The sequence below is a fragment of the Bradyrhizobium sp. genome, from assembly GCF_049512235.1.
In the GTDB taxonomy this organism is placed as follows: Bacteria; Pseudomonadota; Alphaproteobacteria; order Rhizobiales; family Xanthobacteraceae; genus Bradyrhizobium.
In genome coordinates, this window is record NZ_JBEKXH010000295.1 from 1 (window position 1) to 8,210 (window position 8,210).

Here is an 8,210-nt window from a genome sequence, read left to right on the forward strand (position 1 = left end):
CGGTGTCGTCGCCGAGCAGGCCCGGCGGCTCGTCGACGATGTAAGGCGGCAGGTTGCGGATATAATTGGCGTGGCGGAACTTGCCCTCGGCCACCGTCTTGCATTTCAAGGTCTTGACGACCTTCGGGTTGGCCTTGCCATTCTCGATCAGCTGCTCCAGCCCTTGTCTGTCGATGGGCGCGAGGCAGCCTGTCAGCACTGTTTTTTGAGCGACCGCGGTCATTCATTTTCTCCCTAGGGGGTAGGATACCGAACGGTCTGTATCCTGCATGAAGCGTGCCAGACCCCGTGCCAGGGAAAACCCGAAGCCGCAAAGCCGCTTAGGCCTTTTGCCGCCGAAATGATCAGGGCAGAACTGCTTAAGCCTGATGCAATTGCCGGCTCGTTGCGATTATTTTCAGCGCAGCCGCGGACCGGCGAAGATGCGGCTTGATGATGACGACACAGTCAGATTAAGTGGCGGCATGGGCAGATCATCTCATAAGAAACATTCCGCCGCGATCGCTCTCGCCGCCGGCGATGAGGACACCGCGCGCGGGCGCCTGCTCAGCGCGGCGACGCACCTGTTCTGCAAGAATGGCATCAACGCCACCGGCATCGACGCCATCATCAACCAGGCCGGCACCGCCAAGACCACGCTTTACAAACTGTTCGGATCCAAAACCAATCTGGTGCATGTGGTGCTGGAGACCGAGGGCAGATTGTGGCGCGAATGGTTCATCGCGGCGATCGAGTCCGGCGGCGGCACGGCGCAAACCAAGCTGACGCGGATTTTTCCCGCGCTGAAGCACTGGTTCGGCCAGGAACGTTTTTACGGCTGCCCCTTCATCAATGCGGTCGGTGAGCACGACAAGGATCAGAAGCAGTTTCGCGCCATCGCGATGCGCCACAAGAAGGTCATTCTCGCCCACCTCGAGCGGCTGGCCGGCGAGATGGGCGCGGCGGAACCCGAAGTGCTGGCGCATCAGATCGGACTTCTGATCGACGGCGCCATCGTCGCCGCCATGGTGTCGCGCGATCCCGGCGTTGCCGACACCGCGGGCCTTGCCGCCTGCTCCCTGTTCGGACCTTCCAAAGTGAAGAAGCCGAAACGCCCGGGCGCCGCGCCGGCGCAGCTGGTGGCGGTGTGAAGCGGCGCGGGGGTCTTGCAATGACGGTTCTAACAGGGCGCGCCCACAAGGGGCGCCCCTGCGTCATGTCGATATTCTGGTAGGGGCGACCCTTGTGGTCGCCCTCCCGTGGCGCCACGGCATCCAACTTTTTCATCCATGCGGGTCGGCCGAAGGCTGGTGCGAAACTCGCACAAAACAACGACGCTGGTCTATTCATCAGGAATCTGGCCTCTACCGGCGCGGCAGCATCCCGGCCTCAAGCCGGTCGAGTTGCGTGGCCAGATCGCCCTCGATATCCGCGACGGCCATATCGACGACCCCATAGCCCCGCGCTTCCAGCCAGTCCCGCCGCGCGGCGCGATCGTGTTCGATCACTTCGGTCTCATCCGCATTGATCAGCTCGATCGCGAGCCGGTGCACGAACGAGACAAAATCCGGAATATGCCGGCCGACCGGGGTCTGCCGCTTGAACTTGCCGGCAAAGCGGCGATCCGTCCGCAAGGCCTGCCACAGCAGGCGCTCGGCATCGGTCGGGTTTCGCCGCAGCAGCCGCGCCAGCCCGCGCACGGTTGAGCTTTCGGACGGACCCGCGCCCTGCCCGTGCTCGGCCAAGAGCGCGCGCAGCCTCGTCGCCTGCGCGCCGTCGAGCACGCCGCCCTTGGCCGGACCTTTTCGCCCTTCCGCGATCGCCATGATCACGCCGTGCAGCGTGTGCATGTCCTGCTTGGTCGGCTCCATACGGGCAAAAATGTTGCGCAGATTGACCAGCATGGTCTCGCGCTTCTCGGCCGGGCGCAGGAATTCGACCTTGTCGAGTTCAGCCACCAGATTGTCGAAGAAGGCCTGCATCTGATGCTGGGAGGCGCGCTCGGAGCGCTCGGGCATCGAAAACGGCAGCGCGCCGGCGGTTGCCAGCTTGAACCATTCATAGCCGATCAGAAGCACCGCCTGCGCCAGGTTCAGCGAGGCAAAGCCCGGATTGACCGGAAAGGTGATGAGGCGATTGGCGAGCGCCACCTCCTCGTTCTGTAAACCGTAACGCTCGCGGCCGAACAGGATGCCGACGGTGCCGCCGTCCGCGATCTCCGAGGTGATCTCGCGCACGGCGAGTTCCGGCGCCACCACCGGCTTGGCCTGGTCGTGGGCGCGGGCCGAGGTGGCAAACAACAGCGTGCAGTCCGCCACCGCCTGCTGCACCGTATCGAACAGCACAACCTGATCCAGAATATGATCGGCGCCGGCGGCGGCGCGCTGCGCGCTGATATTCGGCCAGCCGTCGCGCGGCTTGACGATGCGCAGGCGCGAAAGCGCAAAATTACCCATCGCGCGCGCGGACATTCCGATGTTCTCGCCGAGCTGCGGCTCAACCAGAATGACAATCGGGCCGGCCAGTGCCATGCCTGCTTTGGTCTTGTCGGTGCCCGAGCCGGACATCTCGCTTCACTTTCTGCTGCAACTTCGCAGGCGCAATTGGCATGGGCTGGCTGGAGCGGCACTTCGGCCTCGCCTGAAGTACCGTTGCTCGCTTCCCTTTCTGATTTAACCTCTGAGGGTGTTACATCAGGCTCCGAGGAACCCGAAGCAACACCTCGGCAGCGGACGCTAACCGGCGGTCCATTTTGTAGCATTTCCGAAGTCACATAAATGGCTTAGTGCGACTTTCTAACTCTCGATCAAGTGCGCAAGGTGGGGAGGTTTGCAGCCGGCCGCTTGTGTCCATTGCAGTTACGGATACGCTGTCAACCGCAAACAAGAGCCCGAAAGCCGGCTGCAACGGCGGGGAGGGGCCGGGAGGGTTGCATGCTCCGCAGATGGTCATTGGCGATCGCCGGCCTGGTTCTGATTCTGGCCGGCGGCGAATTGGCCCATCTGACGCAAACTTCCGGCGGCATCCGGATCCAGGATGTGCGCTTCAAGGGCGCCAAGGGCAACACCATGAGCGCCCTGCTCTACATCCCGCCCAATGCGACCCCGCAGTCCCCCGCCCCCGGCATTCTCGCCGTCCACGGTTACATCAATTCGCGGGAGACCCAGGATGGCTTTGCCATCGAGTTCGCGCGCCGCGGCTTCGTCGTCCTCGCCCTCGACCAGACCGGTCACGGCTACAGCGATCCGCCGGCCTTCGCCGGCGGCTTTGGCGGCCCCGACGGACTTTCCTACCTGCGCGGTCTCGACATCGTCGACAGGGACAACATCGGCCTCGAGGGCCACTCCATGGGCGGCTGGGCCGTGCTCGCTGCCGCGGCAGCGATGCCGTATAATTACAAGGCGATGGTGCTGGAGGGTTCCTCCACCGGCAAGCCATTCGCCGCCGAGGGCACCCCGGGCTGGCCGCGCAATGTCGCGCTGGTGTTCGCGCAATACGAGGAATTCCCCGATTTGATGTGGGGGGTCGATCGGGCACGCGACGTCGCGCAGAGCCCGAAACTCGAGACCCTGTTCGGCACCGCGGTCCCGATCGAACCCGGCAAGCTCTATGGCGACATTGCGCAAGGCACCGCGCGGGTGCTGTACACGCCGGCGGTGACGCATCCGGCCGAGCACATTTCGCACCAGGCGATCGGCTATAGCCTCGACTGGTTCGAACGGACCTTGCAGGGCGGCACGCCGCGTGCCGCCGATGACCAGATCTGGTTCTACAAGGAGATCGGCACGCTGATCGCGCTGATCGGCTTCGTTGCGCTGCTGCTCGGGGTTTTCGATGGCCTGCTCGAAACGCCAGTGTTTTCGTTCCTGAAACTGCCGAAAATTGCTGCCGTGATGGGCCCCGCCCCGACCGCGGCCAAAGGCGGCCGCTGGGCCGCCGCATTCGTGCTGACGGCGCTCATTCCCGCGCTGACCTACTACCCGGCCTTCGCGCTGGCGGGCATCTTCATGAAACCCTCGCACTTGCTGCCGCAGGGCATCACCAACCAGATCCTGGTCTGGGCCATCATCAACGCCCTGATCACGCTGGCGCTGCCTTGGTTCGCGCCCAAACGCGGCAGCCGTGGCGGCATCATCATCTTGCCGTCGATCCTGATCGCGGTCGCAACCATGATCACGGGCTATGCCGCGCTATGGCTGGCCGATCTCGCCTTCCAGATCGACTTCCGGTTCTGGATCGTCGCGCTCAAGCTGATGAGCCTCAAACAATTCCTGATCTTTTTGATTTACCTCGTTCCGTTCACCGGGTTTTTCGTGGTCGCGCTGCGCCTGCTGCACCGCAATTTCTCGACGCTGTCGGCGGCGCGCGGCGGGCTCTATCTGACCAATATCCTGGCGCTGACATCAGGCTTCATCGCGCTCCTGGTGCTGCAATACGGCACGCTGTTTCTATCGGGAAAACTGTTCAATCCGCTGCCCGACCCCGGCTTCGTGCCGCTTGCCACCATCGTCGCCATCCAATTCGTGCCGCTATTGGCGATCTGCGCCATCATTGCGACCTTCACCTGGCGGCGCACCGGCTCCAGCCTGCCCGGCGCCCTGATCTCTGGCCTTTTCGTCACCTGGTACGTGGTGGCCGGCACTGCCACCCAGGCGGCGTTCTGAGCCAAAGATCGGCTTGATCTGCCTACGCCCCTGTTTGACATTCAGCTTGGTTCTGGTCAGGCAGCGCCGGGGCGGTCAGCCCAAAGTTCGGGCGAAAGTGCTTGGCGCCCCGGCTTTCGCCAACCCATCGGCAATGCTATAGGCCGGACATCCCTCAATTCGTCCGCCCCGAAACGCGACCAATTCCCAAAAAGGCCCGATCTCCATGGCAAAAATCAAGGTGACCAACCCCGTCGTCGAACTCGATGGCGACGAGATGACCCGGATCATCTGGCAATACATCAAGGACAAGCTGATTACGCCCTTCCTCGATATCGAGCTGATGTATTTCGACCTCGGGATGGAATATCGCGACAAGACCAACGACCAGGTCACGATTGACGCCGCCAACGCCATCAAGAAGGTCGGCGTCGGCGTCAAATGCGCCACCATCACCCCCGACGAAGCCCGGGTGAAGGAGTTCGGGCTGAAGGAAATGTGGAAGTCGCCGAACGGCACCATCCGCAACATCCTTGGCGGCGTGATCTTCCGCGAGCCGATCATCTGCCGCAACGTGCCCCGCCTCGTTCCGGGCTGGACCAAGCCGATCATCATCGGCCGCCACGCCTATGGCGACCAGTATCGCGCCACCGACTTCAAGTTTCCGGGCAAGGGCGTGCTGACGATGAAATTCGTCGGCGACGACGGCACCGTGATCGAGAGGGAGGTCTTCAGGCCACCCAGCGCCGGTGTCGCGATGGAAATGTATAACCTCGACGACTCCATCAGTGACTTCGCCCGTGCCTCGCTGAACTACGGCCTGCTGAAGGGATACCCGGTCTATCTTTCGACCAAGAACACCATTCTCAAGGTCTATGACGGCCGCTTCAAGGATATCTTCCAGGACATTTACGACCGCGAGTTCAAGAAGGAATTCGAGGCCAGGCACCTGACCTACGAGCACCGGCTGATCGACGACATGGTGGCTTCCGCCCTGAAATGGTCGGGCGGTTACGTCTGGGCCTGCAAGAACTATGACGGCGACGTGCAGTCCGACACCGTTGCCCAAGGCTATGGCTCGCTCGGCCTGATGACCTCGGTGTTGCTGACCCCCGACGGCAAGACGGTCGAAGCCGAGGCCGCCCACGGCACGGTGACGCGGCATTACCGCGAGCACCAGAAGGGCAAGGCGACTTCGACCAATTCGATTGCCTCGATCTTTGCCTGGACCCGCGGCCTGTCGCACCGCGCCAAGCTCGACAACAACGAGGCGCTGGCGAAGTTCGCTCTCACGCTGGAGAAAGTCTGCGTCGATACCGTCGAGGCCGGCTACATGACCAAGGACCTCGCGCTATTGGTCGGCGCTGACCAGCGCTGGCTGTCTACCGAGGGATTCCTCGACAAGGTCGCGGATAATCTGACCAAGGCAATGGCGGCGGCATAAGCGACGGGCGAAGCAGACCCGGCAGCTCCCCGGGATCAACATGTCAGCATAAAAGAGTACGACCATGCCTACCCTCAGGGCCGCCGCGCTAGCGCTAATGCTGCTGTCGGGTTGGCCTGTGACCGCGTTCGCTGGCGAAATGCCGGTTCCCGACGCCATCGCGGCGCCGGGCGAGACGGTGGTGCTGTCGGCCCATGCCGAAGGCGCGCAGGTCTACGAGTGCAAGACCGGCTCCGACGGCAAGTTGAGCTGGGCGTTCCGCGAGCCGATCGCCACCCTGATGGTCGACGGCAAGACCATTGGCCGCCACTCAGCCGGACCGAACTGGGAAGACAGCGACGGCAGCGCCGTGGTGGGTAAAGTCGCCGCCAGCGTCCCCGGCGCGACGCTGGCCGATATTGCCTGGCTGAAACTCGATGTGGTTTCCAGCCGCGGCAGCGGCATCCTCAGCGGCGTCACCACGGTGCAGCGGATCAACACGCAGGGCGGCAAGCTCGAAGGGGTTTGCGACAAGGCCGGCGCTACCCGCAGCGCGCCCTACTCTGCGCAGTACGTGTTCCTGCGCAAGGGTTGAGCGACGCGGCGTGATAAGCGCCGCGCCAAGCCGGTCGACGGAGATACCCCATGCTGTTCATGGTGATCGAGCGTTTTGAAAATCGCGACCCGATCCCGGTTTACAAGCGGGTGCGCGATGCCGGAATCAAATTTCCCGAAGGCTTGAAATATGTTGTTTACCCCTCCCAGAGATGCCCGAGCTTGTCATCCATCCCGCGCACGAACACGTCGATCCGGTTCTTTCCCCACGAGACCGCAGCGGGATTGTCGTGGAAGACGCCGCCGACCCAATCCCAATCGCTCCATTTCGAGCCGTCCCACCATTTGTGCATGAGATTGTTGTCGGCGCCGGCCGCGAATACGTCGAGGCGATTGGCTCCCCACGACGCCACCGCCGGCGCGGAGGTGAGGCTGCCTCCGAGGTCTTCCCAACCCTGCCAGGCGCTGCCGTTCCACCAGAGGTGACCGAGATGGTCATCCATGCCGCGGACGAAAATGTCGATGCGATTGGGGCCCCATGACACGGCTGCCGGCGCGCCCTTGAACGTGCCTCCCAGATTTTGCCAATCGTGCCACGTCGAGCCGTCCCACCATTTATGTTTGAGGTTGTTGTCCGACCCGGCAGCGAAGACATCCAGCCGGTTCGAACCCCACGAGGCCACCGCGGGAGGCGATGTCAGAGTTCCTCCGAGATCTTCCCAACCCTGCCACGCACTGCCGGTCCACCAGCGGTGGCCGAGGTGGTTGTCGGTGCCTTGGACAAAGACGTCGATCAGGTTCGGTCCCCGCGACACGGCCGCAGGGCCGCCCTTGAAGGCGCCGCCCAGGGTCTGCCAGTCGTGCCAGGCCGAACCATCCCACCATTTGTGGTTCAACTGGCTGTCCGACCCTGACGAGAACACGTCCAAGCGATTGGGTGCCCACGACGATACGGCAGGCGGCGCCAGGATCGGCCCGCCCAGGTCCTGCCAGCCAGCCCATAGCGGGTTCCGGCCCAGTGGCCAGATGAAGGCGTTGATCGGCCCGAGCGGCGGCCCCTGTACGTCGACCCGTGTCCACGGACCCGCAATGTTGGGCAACTTCAAAGCCGCCTCGTCGACCGCGAATATGTCGCGGAACAACAGCGGACGCAGCGGCCCGGACTCGGGTTGGGTGCCCTTGATGGTGTGGATGTGAAGATGCGGCTCGGAGGCGTTACCCGAGTTGCCGGCGAGGCCGAGGAAGTCGCCCGCGCTGACCTTGGCGCCGGCCGACAAAAGCTTGCTGTTGAGCGAACCCTTTTGCATGTGGGCATACAGCGCGACCTCTTCGCCGTGCTGGATGTAGTAGTGATTGCCGGCACCCGCGTGCACCACTTTTTCGCCGCCGTGCGCGTTGTCGTAGGCGCCCCAGAAGGCGTTCTGCTGGGTCGTCCACAGCTGGGCATCATGGGGCTCGGTGCCGTTGAACTGGTTCGCCAATGGCGGGCTGTTGTTGGGGCAGTCGTTCACGACTTGCAACACGACGCCGTCGGCCATGGCGTGCAGCTTCTTGCCCCATACCCGGAAATCCTCATTGGCATTGCCGGTCTTGCCCGGAAGCAGCCGGTT

General features: G+C 63.3%; 6 protein-coding genes and 2 pseudogenes. 5 read left to right on the forward strand and 3 right to left on the reverse strand.

Going from position 1 to position 8,210, the window contains the following annotated elements:
• A pseudogene (locus ABSG20_RS23665) lies at nt 1-223 on the reverse strand (OsmC family protein); the annotation flags it as partial.
• 241 nt (nt 224-464) lie between these two features.
• Here ABSG20_RS23665 and ABSG20_RS23670 point away from each other — a divergent pair.
• Nucleotides 465-1,130 (forward strand): TetR/AcrR family transcriptional regulator, encoded by a 666-nt coding sequence (locus tag ABSG20_RS23670; protein ID WP_423866931.1) that lies wholly within the window; start codon nt 465-467, stop codon nt 1,128-1,130.
• Between the two features lie 213 nt (nt 1,131-1,343).
• Here ABSG20_RS23670 and ABSG20_RS23675 read toward each other — a convergent pair whose 3' ends face one another.
• Nucleotides 1,344-2,546 (reverse strand): TrmJ/YjtD family RNA methyltransferase, encoded by a 1,203-nt coding sequence (locus ABSG20_RS23675; protein WP_423866932.1) that lies wholly within the window; start codon nt 2,544-2,546, stop codon nt 1,344-1,346.
• Nucleotides 2,547-2,912: 366 nt separating this feature from the next.
• Between ABSG20_RS23675 and ABSG20_RS23680 the strand changes: the two genes are divergently transcribed.
• The 4 genes and pseudogenes from ABSG20_RS23680 to ABSG20_RS23695 all read left to right on the forward strand — a co-directional run.
• Nucleotides 2,913-4,643, forward strand: a complete 1,731-nt coding sequence (locus ABSG20_RS23680) for an alpha/beta hydrolase family protein (protein WP_423866933.1) — start codon at nt 2,913-2,915, stop codon at nt 4,641-4,643.
• Nucleotides 4,644-4,848: 205 nt separating this feature from the next.
• Complete coding sequence (locus tag ABSG20_RS23685) at nt 4,849-6,066, forward strand: NADP-dependent isocitrate dehydrogenase (protein ID WP_423866934.1); 1,218 nt, start codon at nt 4,849-4,851, stop codon at nt 6,064-6,066.
• Between the two features lie 64 nt (nt 6,067-6,130).
• On the forward strand, nt 6,131-6,640 hold the full coding sequence (locus ABSG20_RS23690) for a DUF3455 domain-containing protein (protein WP_423866935.1): 510 nt from the start codon (nt 6,131-6,133) through the stop codon (nt 6,638-6,640).
• A gap of 50 nt (nt 6,641-6,690) precedes the next feature.
• Nucleotides 6,691-6,795: pseudogene (locus tag ABSG20_RS23695) on the forward strand (DUF3303 family protein); the annotation flags it as partial.
• Nucleotides 6,796-6,797: 2 nt separating this feature from the next.
• Here ABSG20_RS23695 and ABSG20_RS23700 read toward each other — a convergent pair.
• Nucleotides 6,798-8,210 (reverse strand): DUF8189 domain-containing protein (locus ABSG20_RS23700; RefSeq protein ID WP_423866936.1); only part of this gene is annotated, 1,413 nt, incomplete at its 5' end.

Coding starts and splice junctions, on each gene's coding strand:
- ABSG20_RS23670 (WP_423866931.1), top strand. CDS start 465: ATGGGCAGATCATCTCATAAGAAACATTCCGCCGCGATCGCTCTCGCC.
- ABSG20_RS23675 (WP_423866932.1), bottom strand. CDS start 2,546: ATGTCCGGCTCGGGCACCGACAAGACCAAAGCAGGCATGGCACTGGCC.
- ABSG20_RS23680 (WP_423866933.1), top strand. CDS start 2,913: ATGCTCCGCAGATGGTCATTGGCGATCGCCGGCCTGGTTCTGATTCTG.
- ABSG20_RS23685 (WP_423866934.1), top strand. CDS start 4,849: ATGGCAAAAATCAAGGTGACCAACCCCGTCGTCGAACTCGATGGCGAC.
- ABSG20_RS23690 (WP_423866935.1), top strand. CDS start 6,131: ATGCCTACCCTCAGGGCCGCCGCGCTAGCGCTAATGCTGCTGTCGGGT.